This is a genomic window from Paracoccus sp. TOH, assembly GCF_030388245.1.
In the GTDB taxonomy this organism is placed as follows: Bacteria; Pseudomonadota; Alphaproteobacteria; order Rhodobacterales; family Rhodobacteraceae; genus Paracoccus; species Paracoccus simplex.
Genome location: NZ_CP098360.1, coordinates 1,769,480 through 1,786,613 on the forward strand (window position 1 = coordinate 1,769,480; position 17,134 = coordinate 1,786,613).

14 protein-coding genes are annotated in these 17,134 nt (G+C 68.6%); 11 read left to right on the plus strand and 3 right to left on the minus strand.

Annotation, left to right across the window (positions count from 1 at the left end; all coding sequences use genetic code 11):
• The first annotated feature begins 71 nt into the window (after positions 1-71).
• Positions 72-1,961 carry a BTAD domain-containing putative transcriptional regulator gene (locus tag NBE95_RS08810; protein ID WP_289893525.1) on the plus strand — a complete coding sequence of 630 codons (1,890 nt, stop codon included), beginning with the start codon at positions 72-74 and terminating at the stop codon, positions 1,959-1,961.
• On the opposite strand, the gene NBE95_RS08815 is transcribed toward NBE95_RS08810, so the two are convergent.
• The 3 genes from NBE95_RS08815 to NBE95_RS08825 are packed head-to-tail and all read right to left on the minus strand — an operon-like array spanning position 1,958 to position 5,027.
• Positions 1,958-2,683 (minus strand): hypothetical protein, encoded by a 726-nt coding sequence (locus NBE95_RS08815; RefSeq protein ID WP_289893526.1) that lies wholly within the window; start codon positions 2,681-2,683, stop codon positions 1,958-1,960. The two genes, NBE95_RS08810 and NBE95_RS08815, sit on opposite strands and share 4 nt — an antisense overlap.
• 14 nt (positions 2,684-2,697) lie before the next feature.
• A complete protein-coding gene (locus tag NBE95_RS08820) occupies positions 2,698-4,125 on the minus strand; it encodes a hypothetical protein (RefSeq protein WP_289893527.1) in 1,428 nt (475 codons plus the stop codon).
• A 29-nt stretch (positions 4,126-4,154) separates the two neighbouring features.
• Positions 4,155-5,027, minus strand: a complete 873-nt coding sequence (locus NBE95_RS08825) for a YcaO-like family protein (RefSeq protein ID WP_289893528.1) — start codon at positions 5,025-5,027, stop codon at positions 4,155-4,157.
• Positions 5,028-5,201: 174 nt separating this feature from the next.
• Between NBE95_RS08825 and NBE95_RS08830 the strand changes: the two genes are divergently transcribed.
• From NBE95_RS08830 to iolD, 10 genes are all read left to right on the plus strand, one after another.
• Positions 5,202-5,501 (plus strand): alkylphosphonate utilization protein, encoded by a 300-nt coding sequence (locus NBE95_RS08830; protein WP_289894864.1) that lies wholly within the window; start codon positions 5,202-5,204, stop codon positions 5,499-5,501.
• A 90-nt stretch (positions 5,502-5,591) separates the two neighbouring features.
• Positions 5,592-6,623 (plus strand): LacI family DNA-binding transcriptional regulator, encoded by a 1,032-nt coding sequence (locus NBE95_RS08835; protein ID WP_289893529.1) that lies wholly within the window; start codon positions 5,592-5,594, stop codon positions 6,621-6,623.
• Between the two features lie 248 nt (positions 6,624-6,871).
• On the plus strand, positions 6,872-7,813 hold the full coding sequence (locus tag NBE95_RS08840) for a sugar ABC transporter substrate-binding protein (protein WP_289893531.1): 942 nt from the start codon (positions 6,872-6,874) through the stop codon (positions 7,811-7,813).
• A gap of 53 nt (positions 7,814-7,866) precedes the next feature.
• Positions 7,867-9,378, plus strand: coding sequence for a sugar ABC transporter ATP-binding protein (locus NBE95_RS08845; protein ID WP_289893532.1), 1,512 nt, complete (start codon positions 7,867-7,869; stop codon positions 9,376-9,378).
• 16 nt (positions 9,379-9,394) lie between these two features.
• Positions 9,395-10,405: an ABC transporter permease gene (locus tag NBE95_RS08850; protein ID WP_289893533.1), complete on the plus strand. Its 1,011-nt coding sequence runs from the start codon at positions 9,395-9,397 to the stop codon at positions 10,403-10,405.
• 3 nt (positions 10,406-10,408) lie between these two features.
• Positions 10,409-11,521 (plus strand): Gfo/Idh/MocA family oxidoreductase, encoded by a 1,113-nt coding sequence (locus tag NBE95_RS08855; RefSeq protein ID WP_289893534.1) that lies wholly within the window; start codon positions 10,409-10,411, stop codon positions 11,519-11,521.
• A gap of 24 nt (positions 11,522-11,545) precedes the next feature.
• The gene (locus NBE95_RS08860) at positions 11,546-12,556 is read left to right on the plus strand and encodes a Gfo/Idh/MocA family oxidoreductase (protein ID WP_289893535.1); all 1,011 of its coding nucleotides are present in this window, start codon (positions 11,546-11,548) and stop codon (positions 12,554-12,556) included.
• A gap of 9 nt (positions 12,557-12,565) precedes the next feature.
• Positions 12,566-13,372 (plus strand): TIM barrel protein, encoded by an 807-nt coding sequence (locus tag NBE95_RS08865; protein ID WP_289893536.1) that lies wholly within the window; start codon positions 12,566-12,568, stop codon positions 13,370-13,372.
• Positions 13,369-15,297 (plus strand): 5-dehydro-2-deoxygluconokinase, encoded by a 1,929-nt coding sequence (iolC, locus tag NBE95_RS08870; protein WP_289893537.1) that lies wholly within the window; start codon positions 13,369-13,371, stop codon positions 15,295-15,297. The genes NBE95_RS08865 and iolC overlap by 4 nt, the downstream gene beginning before the upstream one ends.
• Positions 15,294-17,123 (plus strand): 3D-(3,5/4)-trihydroxycyclohexane-1,2-dione acylhydrolase (decyclizing), encoded by a 1,830-nt coding sequence (gene iolD / locus NBE95_RS08875; RefSeq protein ID WP_289893538.1) that lies wholly within the window; start codon positions 15,294-15,296, stop codon positions 17,121-17,123. The genes iolC and iolD overlap by 4 nt, the downstream gene beginning before the upstream one ends.
• Positions 17,124-17,134: the final 11 nt, after the last annotated feature.

The window sequence follows — 17,134 nt, forward strand, 5'->3', positions numbered from 1 at the left end:
TGCCCAGAACCTGATGTCTAACGATTTGCGGCGCAACGGCACCGGCGCCGCGGGTCTGGCTAGGGGTTCGGATGCAGCTCGACGACCTTTTGCGGCTTCTCGATGCGTTGCGGCTGCGCAAGGCACGGGCGCTGTTGTATTTCCTGCTGGCCGATCGCACCCCCGTCCATCGCACGGAAAAGGTCACCGACCTGTTCTGGCAGAACTCGGACGAGCACAAGGCCGCGGCCTCCTACCGGCAGGCGGTCAAGCATATCCGCCGCGCCATGGAGGGGTTTCCCGGCTTCGGGCTCGAGACCAATGCCGGCGAGGTCGCCTTGCGCCTGCCGCAGAGCTTCGCGCTGCAGGAGGAACTGGCCGCCCGCTTGGCCCGGCCGGACTGGGACCCCGAGCAGGCCGACCGCATCCGGCTGCTGGTGGACCAGACCGTGCAGCTCGAAGGGATCAGCGCCTCGTTCGACAGCTGGCTGGCGATCACCCGCGCCAATCTGCTGGCGGCGCTGCGCCAGGTGCTGGACCGCCGGCTGGCCGAGACCGCCGACAATCCGGGCGGCGGTCCGCGCGCGCTGGCCGAATTCGCCATCGCGCTGGAACCCTCGAACGAAAGCGCCACCCGGCTGCTGATGCGGCTGGACTGGCGGGCCGGGCATTCGACCCGTGCGATCGAACGCTACAATGCGCTTTACGCCCATCTGGACGAGGCCTTCGACCAGGAGCCCGAGGCCGAGACGGTGGAGCTGCTGGCCGCGATCAAGCTGGACCCGACCGGCGGCGGGCGGCAGCGGCCGCAGGGCGACCGGGCGCCGCAGGTCGGCCTGTCGGTGTCGCTGCTGCCGGCCGAGGGCGAGGGCGGGACGCTGGAAAGCATGACCAACGTGCTGTTTGCCGACTTGCGCATGCGCATGGCCCGCTTCCGCGAATGGTCGATCACCGAGGAAAGCGCCGTGCCGGCCCAGGTGCGGGTCACGCTGCAGCCCTTTTACCTGATGGGGGCGCTGCGGTTCTTCGTCGAGGTCAAGCGCGGCGCCGGCGGGCAGCTGGTCTGGTCGGAATGGATCGAGCAGCCGCAGACCGATTGGGAATACAAGGTCCGCATCCTGCTCTCCAACATCGCCAATGCGTTGTCGGTGGTGGTCTCGGACCGCTCGCTGGCCGATTCCGGATCGGGCATCTATGACCGCTGGCTGAAGGCGCAGGCGCTGCTGGACCGCTGGTCGCCCGAGACCGAGGCCGAGGCGCTGGCCATCCTGCGCGAGATCACCGAGGAATCGCCGCGTTTCGGCGCCGCCCATGCCGAGCTGGCGGGGGCGCTGAACGTGCGCCATGTGCTGCTGCCCGGCACCTATCAGACCGAGGATCTGAAACGCGACGCCATGCACCATGCCATCGTCGCGGTTTCGGCCGACCCGCTGGACACGCGGGCGCATCGGGTGCTGGCCTGGTGCTTCTGCCACCTGGGCTATTTCGACCTGGCCGAGTTCCATTTCGACCAGGCGCTGACGCTCAACCGCAACAACCCGCTGACGCTGGCCTCCTGCGCGCTGGGTTTCGCCTTCGCCGGCGATCTGGGCAAGGCCGCGGACCTCGCCGCCGAGACCCGGCGCCATGCCGAGGTCATGGAGCCCTTCCACCAGATCTATCTGGCGGCGGTGGACTATCTTTGCGGCGATTACGCGGCCACCGCCCGGCAATGCGAGAACCGCGGCGGCCTGATGCCGACGGTGGGCGGCTGGCACAGCGCCGCGCTGTGGCGGCTGGGCGAGACCGAGGCGGCGGCGCGGCGCTTCGACGCCTATCTGGCCGACCTGCGCGGGCAATGGCACGGTCAGGCCGAGGCCACGGACGCGCAACGGCTTGACTGGTTCCTGTCGGTGTTTCCGCTGCGGCGCGAGGAATGGCGGCAGGAGCTGCGCGAGACGCTGGAGCAGGCCTCGGCCGCGCGGCTGCGCTTCCTGGTCTAACGGCACATGTTGGTGGCGTAGATCCCGACCGAGCGGTGGAAGGCGCGCAGCGGGCTGTTCATGATCTCGTTCTTCACGTCCTTGGCGGGCTGGCCGGCCGGATCCTTGAACTGGCTGCGGTCGCGGATCGCCTCCTCGATGTGGCTCTCCAGCGCCGCCTGCAGGTCCGAGGTCCAGTCGGGATGCGCCCGGGCGGCGAATTCGCGCACCATCTCGAGGATCTCGGTCTTCATGCTGGCCAGCATCAGCGCCCGGTCCAGCTCGTAGGACAGCGGCGGGCGGAAGCCCTCGGCCGCGCCCTGGGCGCGCAGCATGGCATCGGCGATGCCCAGGGTCTGGTCCGAGGGCACGACCAGGATGCGGGTGTTGCGGTCCGGCTTCCTGCGGCCGCGGCGGCGGCTCTCGAACTCGATGCGGACCGTGGTGCTTTTCAGGATCTCCTCGCGCTCGGCATCGCTTAGCGCCGCCTCGCCGCTTTGCGTCGAGAAATCCTGCACGATCAATGCATTCTTCACCCGTTCCTCGAACGCGTCGAGCTCGGCCTTGGGCACGGCAGCCTTGCCGCGCTGGGACAGCTCGACCATCAGCCGGCCGATGAACTCGACGTTCAGCGGCTCGCCGTCCCGGCCCTTTCGGGCGGTGATGGTGCCGTCCTTGTGCAGGAACGCCTCGGCCTGGTCGACCTCGGCGCCGATGATGATGTATTTGCGGTTCCCTGTCATGGCTCTTGCTCCCTTCATTCTCTTACGAGGGTAATCAGCTCCAGCATGGTCGCGGGCCGGGGCAGCCCGGCGGTCGCGGCGTCTTCGGGCGCCAGCACGACGCGGCGGATCGAGCCCTCGACCGAGCCGCACAGCAACGCGCTGCCCAGCGGGCCGAAGCCGCCGCTCTGGCCGTGAAGCTGCGCCTCGACCATCAGGAACTGGTAGAGCGGACCCCATTCCAGCATCTGGTGGTCGAGGCGGATCGGCGCCTCGGGATGGGCGGCGGCGAAATCGCTCGCCAGCCGCACGGGGGCAAGGCGGGCGGGCCAGTCGCCGGGCAGGGCGGCGATGGCCTTGACGATGTCGTCATTGCCGGGCCGCAGCGGCCGCGCTTCGGCGGCCGAGCGGTTGTCCAGCGCGATCACCGCCGCCGCCGTCACCGGCGCGCGCAGCTCGGGCGCCACGCTGGCGGAAATGCCGCTGAGCGGGCCGCCGCGCTCGGCGCCGAAGAACAGCGGCCAGTCGATGCGCCAGTCGGTCTCGGCCTCGCTGACGGCGTAGCCGCGCTTCAGCAGCGTGCCCAGGTTGTGCATCCCCGACCGGCCCAGATGATAGGCCGCCAGCGGCAGCGCATGGAAGGCGCGACAGAGCCCGTGCAGCAGCGTCGTCTCGTCCAGCGCCCAGGCCCGCGCCATCCGCTCCTTCTCCAGCCCGGCGATGGCGGGATGCAGGAAACGCGGCAGCAGATCGCCCAACAGGATCGCATGCCAGCAGCGCACGGCATGGGCGCGGGCCAGCACATAGGCGCGATAGGGGGCATGGCCGCGCTGCATCAGGGCGCGGGCATTGCGGTTGTGGAACTGCATCCAGGTCACGCAAAGCTCATGCAGCATCAGTGAATCGCGGTTGCGCTCGTCATAAAGCGCGCGGATCGGCTGCGGATCCGTGTCCGAGACCGCGGTCAGGCCCCGCGCATAGATCCGTGCCAGCCGGGCGCCGGGGGTCAGCCGGAACAGCCAGGTCTCGGGGTCGTAGACATGCGCCAGCATCGACGGGCCGGGCCCATAGACGGTTTCCAGCGTCAGCGGATTGTCGATCAGGTTGTAGCGCCGCACCGGCGTCCCGACGATATCGCCGTCGCTGCGGGACCAGGGCACGCTTTCGGCCTGGACGCTGCTGCCCATGTCATGGCCCATGAGCTGCGCCAGATAGGTATAGCCGGCGGGAATGTGGCCGACCTGGCGCAGGCAGGCGCCGCGCCATTCCAGGTTAGTGCGCATCAGGATCTGGGGGATGCGCTGGCCGATATCGGCGCGGTCGTCCTGACCGGGCAGCGGCGAGGCCTCTGCCGCCATGCCAAGCACCATCTCGCGGCTGCGCGTGGCGCGCAGCCCGGCCCGGCCCGGCGCGCATCCGAACGGACAGCCGGCCTGGCTTGCTGTGGGTTCCTGGGCCGTCATGGCCGTCCCATCCTCATGCATTGGAATCACTACAAATATGGCAGGCCAGTCTGCGTCGTGAAAAGGGGGGATGGCGTGCCGGGCTGACAAATCCAGACGCTGACCGGTGCATGGGGGGGCGAGATCTCGCGGCATTCGGGCTGGGGCCGGAATTCCGGCACCAGGGCGCAGGGCGCGGCGGGCAACACCTCGGCCGCATCGGGAAACAGTCGCGGCGCGTGCAGCGCATAGCCGCGGATGCGCGCGCGCACCGACTCCAGCGCCGCCTCGTCGCCGGTCGAGCGCGCGGCCAGCAGCTCCATCAGGGTCAGCTCCATCAGCAGCAGCTCGCGCAGCGCCTTGTCCGCCGCCGCCACGGGGTCGTCATGGCAGCCGAAGCCCAGCACCGGGTCCTGTCCCTCCAGGCTCATGCTGCGGCAGACCATGACGCAGGGCTCGCAGCTGCTGCGGATCTGCCACCAGTCGGTGCGCCGGCGCAGCGCCGCGCCCCGGCGCATGTCCTCCAGGCGCGCGGCCAGGCCGGCCTGCGCGATCCATGCGTCCGAGACCGGCGCGGCCGGCTGGCGCCCCAGCCACCAGTCGGCGACCGCCTCGCGCTCGCAGGTCTCGTTGCGGGCGGTCTCGCAGGCAAGGGCGGGGTCGGGATGCGCCGCCACCCCGTCGCGCCACGGCTCGAACTCGCCGCCCCGTCGTCGCCATTCGGCAAGGGCGTGGATCTCGGCGGTTTCGCCAAGGCAGCGGTCGAAGGCCTCGTCCCTGGTCGATCCGGCGCCGCTGGCGGTGCGGCCGTCGCGGGTCAGGGCCTGCAGGATGACGAGGCCCGGGGCGAAGAAGCTTTCGCGCCAATCGTGGCGCTGCCAGCTGTCGGTCAGATCCTCGGTGCGGCGGCAAAGCTGTTCCATCGGATTGCAGATGTCCTTTCAAGTCCCGGCTTCCTCCGACCTAGCGACTGGCTGTGATCCCGGCGTGAATTTTGGCCGGCGGGCGGCGCCGGGCGCTTCACCTTCCGCAACGGCTTGCCGCAAGGGGCCGTGATCGCTACGACGGCCTTGGAACAGTGGCAGGAGGGCCGGGTCATGGCCGACGAGGATTATGTCTATGACGAGGCGAGCGGAGAGTGGCGCCCGGCCTCGGAAATGGCCGCGGCGGCCGAGGCGGCCTTGCCCGTCGCCCGCGATGCGGCCGGCAATGTCCTGGCGGACGGCGATTCGGTGACGCTGATCAAGGATCTGAAGGTCAAGGGCACCAGCCAGGTGCTGAAGCAAGGGACGGTCATCCGTTCGATCCGGCTGACCGGCAACCCCGAAGAGATCGACTGCCGCCACGAGTCGATCAAGGGACTGGTGCTGCGCACCGAATTCGTCCGCAAGCGCTGAGCCGCCGGGCAGGGGCGGGCACCGCCGCCGCCGGGCATTGCAATCCTGACGTATTTCCATCACGCTTCCCGTCAACGGGATGAGGGAAGCATGGCGGGACGTTCGACCATCGAGGATGTGGCCCGCGCCGCCGGCGTCAGCGTGGCGACGGTGGACCGGGTGCTGAACGGCCGCGCCCGGGTGCGCGAGGAGACCGCGCGCAAGGTCTCGGAAGCCGCCGAGGCGGTGGGTTATCATGCCGCCCCGGCCATCCGGGCCCGGGCGCTGGCGCATGTGCCCGAGCTGCATCTGGGCATCGTCCTGCAAAAGGAACGCCATGCCTTCTACCAGGACTTCGCCGGCCGGCTGGAGGCGGCGGCCCGCCTGGACCCGCTGCGGCGCTGGCGGCTGACGGTCCGCTTCTCGCCCGGCCAGTCGCCGGCCGATTTCGCCGAGACCATGGCCGGCATGGCCGGCAAGGTGCAGGCCGTCGCCGCGACCGGGATTGACCATCATGACGTGACCTCGGCGGTGGCGATGCTGCGCGGCCGCGGCATCCCGGTCTTCTCGATGCTGTCCGATTTCGCCGCCGGCGTGCGCGAGGCCTATCTGGGCACCAACAACCTGAAAACCGGCCGGACCGCCGCCTGGCTCATGCACCGGATCATGCAGCAATCCGGCAAGATCGCGCTGTTCATCGGCGGGCACCGCTTTCACGGCCATGACCTGCGCGAGGCCGGCTTTCGCAGCTATTTCCGCGAATGCGCGCCCGAGATCCCGTTTCTCGACACGATGATCAATCTCGAGACCCGGCAACTGACCTATGAAACGACGCTGGAGATCGCGGCCCGCCATCCCGACCTGGCCGGCATCTATTGCGCCGGCGGCGGCATGGAGGGCGCCATCGCCGCCATCCAGGAGCTGGGGCTGGGCGGCAAGGTGGCGCTGATCGTGCACGAGCTGACGCCGGAATCGCGGCAGGGGCTGATGCAGGGCGTGGTCTCGGTGGTGCTGGCGACGCCGTTGCAGCCGCTTTCCGCCGATGTGCTCAGCGCGGTCGGGCATGTGCTGGAACACGGCATGGCCGAGAACCCCGGCCAGCGCTTCGTGAACGCGCTGGTGGTGACGCCGGAAAGCCTGTGATCGGGAATGATGGAAAACCATCATTTTCGGCTCTCTTTCTATCATTCATGATGGGAACTCCCTCCCAAAGCATTTGACGTGAATCGTGTTCTGCCCGAATGCTTCTGCACGGTCCCGGGGAGGAGGAGCCCCGGACCGGCAGCAAGACAGGGACGCGGCGCCCGTGCATGCCTTGTGGCAGGCCCGGCAGCCGATGCCCCGGCTGAAGCGGGTCGCGCCCGCATGAACCGGAAATGGGGAGGATAGTGATGAAGAGATTTCTGCTGGCGACGGCCTGCGCCGCGTCGCTTTCGGGGGCGGCTGCGGCCGAGACCATCGGCGTTTCCATGGCGTTGTTCGACGACAACTTCCTGACCGTGCTGCGCAACGGCATGCAGGAGCACGCCGCGACGCTGGACGGGGTGACGCTGCAGGTCGAGGATGCGCAGAACGATGTCGGCAAGCAGCTGAACCAGATCGAGAATTTCGTGGCCTCGGGCGTCGATGCGATCATCGTGAACCCGGTCGACACCGATGCCACCATCGCCATGAGCGCCGCGGCCCAGAATGCCGGCATCCCGCTGGTCTTCGTCAACCGCCAGCCGGTGAACCTGGACAGCCTGCCCGAGAAGCAGGCCTTCGTCGCCTCGGACGAAAAGGAATCCGGCACGCTGGAAACGCAGGAGATCTGCCGGCTCTTGAAAGAGCAGGGCAAGACCGAAGCCAAGGCCGTGGTGCTGATGGGCGAGCTGTCGAACCAGGCGGCGCGGATGCGGACCCAGGACATCAAGGACGTGCTGGCGACGCCGGAATGCGGCTTCATCACCATCGTGCAGGAGCAGACGGCGAACTGGTCACGCACCCAGGGCGCCGATCTGGTCAGCAACTGGCTGTCCGCCGGGACCGAGTTCGACGCGGTGATCTCGAACAATGACGAAATGGCCATCGGCGCCATCCAGGCGCTGAAATCGGCCGGTCGCGACATGGCTTCGGTGGTGATCGGCGGCGTCGACGCGACGCAGGACGCGCTGGCGGCGATGACGGCCGGCGACCTGGACGTGACGGTGTTCCAGGACGCCGCCGGGCAGGGGCATGGCGCCGTCGATACGGCGCTGAAACTTGCCCGCGGCGAGGCGGTCGAGCAAAAGGTCTACGTGCCCTTCCAGCTCGTCACGCCCCAGAACCTGGACCAGTTCCTGTCCAGGAACTGAGCCTTGCGGCGGGGCCGCGCCGGCCCCGCCGGATCAAGACAGGGGGGAAGCCGATGCTTGACCGCACCAACGCCTGGCAGGGCGAGTTCATTCTGGAAGTCGACAATATCACCAAGGAATTCCCGGGCGTGAAGGCGCTGGACGGGGTGCAGCTGAAGATCCGCCCGGGCACCGTCCACGCGCTGATGGGCGAGAACGGCGCCGGAAAATCGACGCTGATGAAGATCATCGCCGGGGTCTATACGCCCGACAGCGGCGAGGTGCGCTTTGCCGGCCAGCCGCTGAGCGTGAAGACCCCGCTCGACGCGCTGAACTCGGGCATCGCCATGATCCATCAGGAGCTGAACCTGATGAACTGGATGACGGTGGCCGAGAACATCTGGATCCGGCGCGAGCCGCTGAACCGCCTTGGCCTGGTCGATCACGGCCGCATGCGGCAGATGACCGCCGATCTGCTGGGCAGGCTGAACATCCGGCTGGACCCCGATGCCCAGGTCAGCGAGCTGACCGTGGCGCAGAAGCAGATGGTCGAGATCGCCCGGGCGGTCAGCTATGATTCCGACGTGCTGATCATGGACGAGCCGACCAGCGCCATCACCGAGACCGAGGTCGCGCATCTTTTCGCCATCATCCGCGACCTGAAATCGCGCGGCATCGGCATCGTCTACATCACCCACAAGATGAACGAGCTGTTCGAGATCGCCGACGAGTTCACCGTGTTCCGCGACGGCAAGTATGTCGGGACGCATCCCTCCAGCGGCGTGACCCGCGACGACATCATCCGCATGATGGTCGGCCGCGAGATCACCGAGATGTTCCCCAAGATCGACTGCGAGATCGGCGAGACCGTGCTCGAGGTCCGCAACCTGACCCTGCCGGGCGTGTTCCAAGACGTCAGCTTCAGCGTCCGCAAGGGCGAGATCCTGGGCATCGCCGGGCTGGTCGGCTCGAAACGCTCGAACGTGGCCGAGGCGATCTTCGGCGTGCATCCCGCGCCCATCGGCGACATGCTGATCGACGGCCGGCATGTGCGCATCACCTGTCCTTCGGACGCCATGGCGCATGGCATGGCCTTCCTGACCGAGGACAGGAAGGAGACCGGCTGCTTCCTGATCCTCGACTGCCTGGAAAACATCCAGTCGGCGCTGATCACCCGCGGCCATGTGAAGAACGGCTTCATCGACCAGAAGGCCATCACCGCCAAGGCCGAGGCGATGGCCGCGACGCTGCGGGTCAAGACCCCAAGCCTGCACGAGACGGTCGAGAACCTGTCGGGCGGCAACCAGCAGAAGCTCTTGATCGCGCGCTGGCTTCTGACCGAGCCGCGCATCCTGATCCTGGACGAACCCACGCGCGGCATCGACGTCGGCGCCAAGTCCGAGATCCACCGCCTGATCACCAAGCTGGCCGCGCAGGGCGTGGCCGTCATCATGATTTCCTCGGAAATGCCCGAGGTCCTGGGCATGAGCGACCGCATCATGGTCATGCATGAAGGCCATGTGTCGGGCTTCCTCGACCGGGCCGAGGCCGATCAGGTCAAGATCATGTCGCTGGCCGCGAAGTAACGGGAAGGAAGGCCTCATGTCAGACGCAAGCATGGCCGCGCCGCAGCGCCGCCACCGCCCGATGATGGCGGAACTCAACATCCTGCTGGTGCTGGTCGGCATCAGCCTGACCTTCGAGATCCTGGGCTGGATCACCCAGGGGCAAAGTTTCCTGGGCAACTGGCAGCGGTTGTCGATCATGATCCTGCAGGTCTCGGTGGTGGGCATCATCGCCATCGGGGTGACGCAGGTGATCATCTCGGGCGGCATCGACCTGTCGTCGGGCTCGATCGTCGGCGCCACGGCCATGGTCTCGATGAGCCTGGCGCAGGCGGCGGGATACGAACGCGCGGTCTATCCGGCGCTGACCGGCCTGCCGGTGCTGGTGCCGCTGGCCGTCGGGCTGCTGTTCGGGCTGATCTGCGGCATCATCAATGGCGCGTTGATCGCCTATACGAAAATTCCGCCCTTCATCGCCACGCTGGGCATGATGGTGACGGCGCGCGGCTTTGCCAAATGGTATACCAAGGGCCAGCCGATCAGCTTCCCCTCGGACAGCTTCGCCGCCATCGGCAAGGGCATGACGCCGGTTTTCATCTTCCTGGTGGTGGCGCTGATCTTCCACGTCGCGCTGAAATACACCCGCTATGGCAAGTTCACCTATGCCATCGGCGCCAACCCGCAGGCGGCGCGCGTCTCGGGCATCAATGTCGAAAGGCAGCTGGTCAAGATCTATGCCATCGCCGGGCTTCTGTCGGCTCTGGCCGGGATCGTGGTGGCGGCGCGCGGCCTGACGGCGCAGGCCGGCATGGGCACCATGTACGAACTCGACGCCATCGCCATGGCGGTGATCGGCGGGGTATCGCTGACCGGGGGCAGGGGCTCGATCCTGGGGACGATGATCGGCATGGTGATCTTCGGCGTCATCATCTCGGGCTTCACCTTCCTGCGGCTCGACGCCTACTATCAGGAGATGATCAAGGGCGTGATCATCGTCGCCGCCGTGGTGGCCGATGTCTATCGCCAGAAGAAGCGCAAGAAGGTCTGAGCGATGGCCCGCGCTTCCCTGGGTGTCGCGCTGATCGGCACCGGCTTCATGGGCAAATGCCACGCCATGGCCTGGCGCAACCTCGCCACCGCCTTCGGCGGCCAGCCGCCCCGGCTGGAGATCCTGGCCGACACGCCCGCCGACAAGGCCGCATCCCTGGCCGCGTCATGGGGCTTTGCCCGCGCCAGCGGCGACTGGCGGGTGGCGGTGGCCGATCCGGCGGTGGACGTGGTGTCCATCACCACGCCGAACGGCCTGCATCGCGAGATGGCCGAGGCGGCGCTGGCGGCCGGCAAGCATGTCTGGCTGGAAAAGCCCATGGCCCTGACCGTCGCGGATGCCGAGGCGATGGAGGCGGCCGCCCGCGCCTCGGGGCGGGTGACGATGCTGGGCTACAACTACACCCGCTCGCCCGCCTTCCGCGCCGCCGTGGACCTGGTGGCGCAAGGGGCCATCGGCCGAAGGCTCCATTTCCGCGGCGTCTATGACGAGGATTACATGGCCGACCCCGGCCTGCCCTGGAGCTGGCGGCTGACCCGCAAGGACGGCGGGCTGGGGGCGCTCGGCGATCTGGGTTGCCATCTGGTCTCGGTCATGCTGGCGCTGATGGGGCCGGTGGCCCGCGTCTATGCGCAGGCCGATACCGTGATCGCCGAACGTCCGCACCAGGACGGAACGGCGCGGGTCGAGAACGAGGACCAGGCCCAGGCGCTGATCCGTTTCGACTCGGGCGCCTCGGGCGAGTTTTCCTGCTCGCGGGTGGCGCGCGGCTATCGCTGCCGCCTGGCCTGGGAGGTGCAGGGCAGCGAAGGCACGCTGCGCTTCGATCAGGAGCGGATGAACGAACTGTGGCTCTATCAGCCCGGCGCGGCGCAGGCGGACGGCTTCCGCCGCATCCTGACCGGCCCGGCGCAGCCCGGCTTCGCCGCCTTCTGCCCGGCGGGCGGGCATAATTTCGGCTTCAACGAACAGAAGGTGGTCGAGGCGCAGCTGCTGCGCGAGGCCATCGAGACCGGCAGCCCGGCCTGGCCCGACTTTACCGCCGGCCTCGCCATCGAACGCATCATCCACGGCATGGCCCGGTCCGCCGAGATCGGCCGCGCCGTGGTCTTCTGAAACACCCTATCGGAGCATATCCCCATGATCTTGAAGATCGGAGTCATCGGCACCGGCGCCATCGGCCAGGACCATACCCGGCGCATCAACCGGGTGCTGGCCGGCGCCCGGGTCACGGCGCTGAACGACGTGAACCGCGCCCATGCCGAGACCTGCCAGCGCGACCACGCCCCCGAGGCGCGGATCTTCGACGACGCGCATGCGCTGATCAAGGATGCGGATGTGGATGCGATCCTGGTCTGCTCCTGGGGCCAGACGCATGAGGGTTATGTCCTGGCCGCCATCGCCGCCGGCAAGCCCTGCTTCTGCGAAAAGCCGCTGGCCACCACCGCCGAGGGCGCGAAGCGCATCGTCGAGGCCGAGCAGGCCGCCGGCAGGCGGCTGGTGCAGGTCGGCTTCATGCGCCGCTACGATCCGGGCTATGTCGCGCTGAAAAAGGCGGTCGCCGGAGTGACCGGCGCGCCGCTGATGGTCCATGCCGCGCATCGCAACCCGCGCGTGGGCGAGAATTACCTGACGCCGATGGCGATCCACGACACGCTGATCCACGAGATCGACGTGCTGCGCTGGCTGCTCGACGACGACTATGTCAGCGCCCGGGTGTTCTTTCCGCGCAAGTCGCCCCGCGCCCATGAAAACCTGCGCGACCCGCAGGTGGTGGTGCTGGAGACCGCCGGCGGCGTGGTGATCGACGTCGAGGTCTTCGTGAACTGCCATTACGGCTACGACATCCAATGCGAGATCGTGGGCGAGGACGGCATCGCCCGGCTGCCCGAGCCGATGGGCATCCAGACCCGCTCGGGTGCCGTGCTGGGCCAGCCGATCCTGATGGACTGGAAGGACCGCTTCATCGACAGCTACGATTACGAACTGGCCGATTTCCTGAAGGCGGCGGCCCAGGGCACCGCCGCCGGCCCGACCGCCTGGGACGGCTATGTCGCCGCCGTCACCGCCGATGCCTGCGTCGCCGCCCAGGACGCCGCGGGCGAGGCCGTCGCCATCGACCTGCCCGCCCGTCCCGCCCTTTACGCCTGAGGTTCCGCCATGCGCTTCGCCCTGAACCATATCGTCGCCCCGCGCCTGCCGCTGGCCGAGTTCTTCGCCCTGGCCCGCCGCCTGGGCTGCACCGAGGTCGAGATCCGCAACGACCTGCCCGACGTGACCGGGCAGGCCCCGGCCGAGGTCGCCCGCCTGGCCGCCGATGCCGGCGTCGCGATCCTGTCGGTCAACGCCCTCTATCCCTTCAACCGGTGGAGCGACGATCTGGCTGCCCGCGCCGAGCGGCTGGCCGATCTCGCCGCCGGGGCAGGGGCGGAGGCGCTGGTGCTGTGCCCGTTGAACGACGGCACCGAGATCGCGCATTCCCGGACGGTGGCGGCGCTGGACAGGCTGCGCGACATCCTGCGGCCGCGCGGGCTGACCGGGCTGGTCGAGCCGCTGGGCTTTCCGCAAAGTTCGCTGCGCCGCAAGGCCGAGGCGGTGGCCGCCATCGCCGAGGCCGGCGGTTTCGACGCCTTCCGCCTGCTGCACGACACGTTCCACCATCATCTGGCGGGCGAGACGGAATTCTTCCCGCATCGCACCGGCCTCGTGCATGTCTCGGGCGTGACCGATCCGGCGCTGGCGGTCGCGGCGATGCTGGACGGACATCGCGTGCTGGTCGACGCCGATGACCGGCTGGAGAACGTCGCGCAGCTGCAGGCGCTGCTGGCGGACGGCTATGACGGCCCGGTCAGTTTCGAGCCCTTCGCGCCCGAGGTGCATGCGCTGGAGGATATCGAAACCGCGCTGCGCGCCAGCATGGAGCACCTGCGCAACTCCGTCGCGGTATCTGCGGGGAGCCCGGCATGACGAAGACGCTGGACGTCATCACCATCGGCCGTTCGTCGGTCGATCTCTACGGCCAGCAGGTCGGCGGCCGGTTGGAGGACATGGGATCGTTCGCCAAATATATCGGCGGCTCTCCGACGAACATCGCCTGCGGCACGGCGCGTCTGGGGCTGCGCTCGGCGGTGATCACCCGGGTCGGCGACGAGCATATGGGCCGCTTCATCCGCGAACAGCTGGTCCGCGAGGGCGTGGATGTGCGCGGCGTCGCCACCGACCCCGAGCGGCTGACGGCGCTGGTGCTGCTGGGGATCCGCGACGAGGACAGTTTCCCGCTGATCTTCTATCGCGAGAACTGCGCCGACATGGCGCTGAGCGAGGCGGATATCGACGAGGGTTTCATCGCCGAGGCCCGCGCGGTGCTGGCGACCGGCACGCATCTGTCGCATCCGCGCACCGAGGCGGCGGTGCTGAAGGCGCTGAACCTGGCGCGCAAGCACGGCGCGCGGACGGCACTGGACATCGACTATCGCCCGAATCTCTGGGGCGTGGCCGGGCATGGCGAGGGAGAGAGCCGCTTCGTCGCAAGCGCCGCGGTGACTGCCCGGCTGCAGGCGACACTGCCGCTTTTCGACCTGATCGTCGGCACCGAGGAGGAGTTCCATATCGCCGGCGGCAGCACCGACACCATCGCCGCGCTGCGCGCGGTGCGCGCGGTCAGCACCGCCACGTTGGTCTGCAAGCGCGGCGCAGCCGGTGCGGTGGCCTTCGAGGGCGCAATCCCGGACAGCCTCGATGAAGGCCAGACCGGCCCCGGCTTCCCGATCGAGGTGTTCAACGTGCTGGGCGCCGGCGACGGCTTCTTCTCGGGGTTGCTGAAGGGCTGGCTGGACGACAAGGCCTGGCCGAAGGCGCTGGAATACGCCAATGCCTGCGGCGCCTTCGCGGTCTCGCGCCACGGCTGCACCCCGGCCTATCCGTCGCTGGTGGAGCTGGAGTTTTTCCTCAAACGCGGCGTCCTGCGGCCGGACCTGCGCAACGATGCGGAACTGGAACAGGTCTACTGGGCCACCAACCGCAGCAATCCCGGCGCGGGCGACTGGTCCACCATGCGGGTCTTTGCCTTCGACCACCGCGCGCAGATCGAGGAGATGCCGGGCTACACGCCGGAAAAGGGCGGGACCTTCAAGGAACTCTGCCTGCAGGCGGCGCTGCAGGTGGCGGATGGCCGGCCGGGCCATGGCATCCTTTGCGACAACCGCATCGGCCGGCGGGCGCTGCATCGGGCCTCGGGGACCGGGCTGTGGATCGGCCGGCCCTGCGAATGGCCGGGCTCGCGGCCGCTGGACCTGGAGCCGGAGCTGGGCCCGGATTGCGGCGCGCTGGCCGAATGGGCGCGCGAGAACGTGGTCAAGGTGCTGTGCTACTGCCATCCCGAGGATGATGCCGAGACGCGCGCCGCGCAGGAGGCAACCGTCAAGCGCCTGTTCGCCGCCGCGCGCCGCAACGGGCTGGAATTCCTGCTGGAGATCATTCCCTCGAAGGTCGGGCCGGTCGATGACGCGACCACGGCGACGCTGATCCGCCAGTTCTATGCCATCGGCATCTATCCCGACTGGTGGAAGCTCGAGCCGATGCGGACCCGCGCGGCCTGGTCCAACGCCATCGCCGCCATCGAGGATCACGACCGCCATACCCGCGGTATCGTGGTGCTGGGGCTCGACGCGCCCGAGGCCGCGCTGAGCGCCAGTTTCGCGGTGGCGGCGGCCTTTCCGCTGGTCAAGGGCTTCGCCGTCGGCCGGACGATCTTTGGCGAGGTGGTGCGGCGCTGGCTGAAGGGTGAAGTGTCGGACGAGGAGGCCGTCTCTCAGATGGCCGGTCGCTTCGCGCGGCTGAGCGGTATCTGGGACGAGGCGCGTGCCATGGCCAAGAAGGAGGAACCGGTATGAGCACCATCCGCTTGACCGCAGCCCAGGCGATGGTGCGCTGGCTGTCGGTGCAGAGGACCGAGGCGGGCGAGCGTTTCGTCGAGGGCTGCTGGGCGATCTTCGGCCATGGCAACGTCGCCGGCCTGGGCGAGGCGCTGCAGGGCATCGGCGACGCCTTCCCGACCTGGCGCGGCCAGAACGAACAGACCATGGCCCATGCCGCCATCGCCTATGCCAAGGGTCATGCCCGACGGCGTTGCCAGGCGGTGACCAGTTCCATCGGCCCGGGGGCGACCAACATGGTGACGGCGGCGGCGCTGGCGCATGTGAACCGCCTGCCGGTGCTGTTCATTCCGGGCGATGTCTTCGCAAACCGCCGGCCCGATCCGGTGCTGCAGCAGGTCGAGGATTTCGATGACGGCACGGTCAGCGCCAATGATTGCTTCCGTGCCGTCAGCCGCTATTTCGACCGCATCCAGCGGCCCGAGCAATTGCTGACCGCGCTGCCGCGCGCGTTGCGGGTGATGACCGATCCGGCCAATTGCGGCCCCGCCTGCCTGGCATTCTGCCAGGACGTGCAGGCCGAGGCTTACGACTGGCCCGAGGCGTTCTTTGCCCCCAGGGTCTGGCGGATCCGCCGGCCCGGGCCCGATGCCGGCGAACTGGCGGAGGTTGCGGCGCTGATCCGCGCCGCCGTGCGGCCGGTGATCGTCTGCGGCGGCGGCGTGATCTATTCCGGGGCCGAGGCGGCGCTGGGTGATTTCGCCAGCCGCCACGGTATCCCGGTGACCGAGACCCAGGCCGGCAAGTCGGCGCTCGCGCAGGCGCATGCGATGAACCTGGGGGCCTCGGGCGTCGATGGTTCGGCGGCGGCCAATGCGGCTCTGGCCGCGGCGGATCTGGTGATCGGTGTCGGCACCCGGCTGCAGGACTTCACCACCGGCTCGCGCACGCTGTTTTCCGGGCGGCTCGTGTCGATCAACGTGCAGGGCCATGATGCAGCCAAGCATGGCGCGCTGGGCCTGGTCGCGGATGCCCGCGTGGCGCTGGAGGAACTGACGGCGGCGCTGGGCGATTACCGCGCGGCTTTCGACGGACGGGCCCGCGCCGAATGGCTGGCGGCGGTGGACCTGCATTGCGCGGCGCCGGCCGAGGGCAATGCGCTGCCGACCGACGCGCAGGTGATCGGCGCGGTGCAGCGCGCCGCCGGCCCCGAGGCCATCGCCATGTGCGCGGCCGGCACCATGCCCGGCGCGCTGAAGCTGCTCTGGCAGCCGGCGCAGGGCGGTTATCACATGGAATACGGCTATAGCTGCATGGGCTACGAGATCGCCGGCGCCATGGGGCTGAAGCTCGCCCGCCCGGAGCGCGAGGTGATCTGTTTCGTCGGCGACGGCAGTTACATGATGGCCAATTCCGAACTGGCGACGGCGGTGATGCGGCGCGTGCCCTTCACCGTGGTGCTGACCGACAACCGCGGCTATGGCTGCATCAACCGCCTGCAGGCCGGCACCGGCGGCGTGGCCTTCAACAACCTGTATGCCGATTGCAATGTCGAGACGCAGCCGCAGATCGACTTCGTGGCGCATGCCGCGTCGATGGGCGCCCATGCCGTCAAGGCCCGCGACATCGCCGATCTGGAGACGCAGATCGCCAAGGCGCGGTCCCGCGACATCCCGACCGTGATCGTCATCGACACCACCGCCGAACCCGGCCCCGGCGATGGGCTGCAAGGGGCCGGCCACTGGTGGGACGTCGCCGTCCCGCAGACCGGCGGTTCGGACAGGCTGAAGGACGCCTATGCCCGATACATCGAAAACCGCCGCAACCAGACGCTCGTCAATTGAAGGAATCCCCC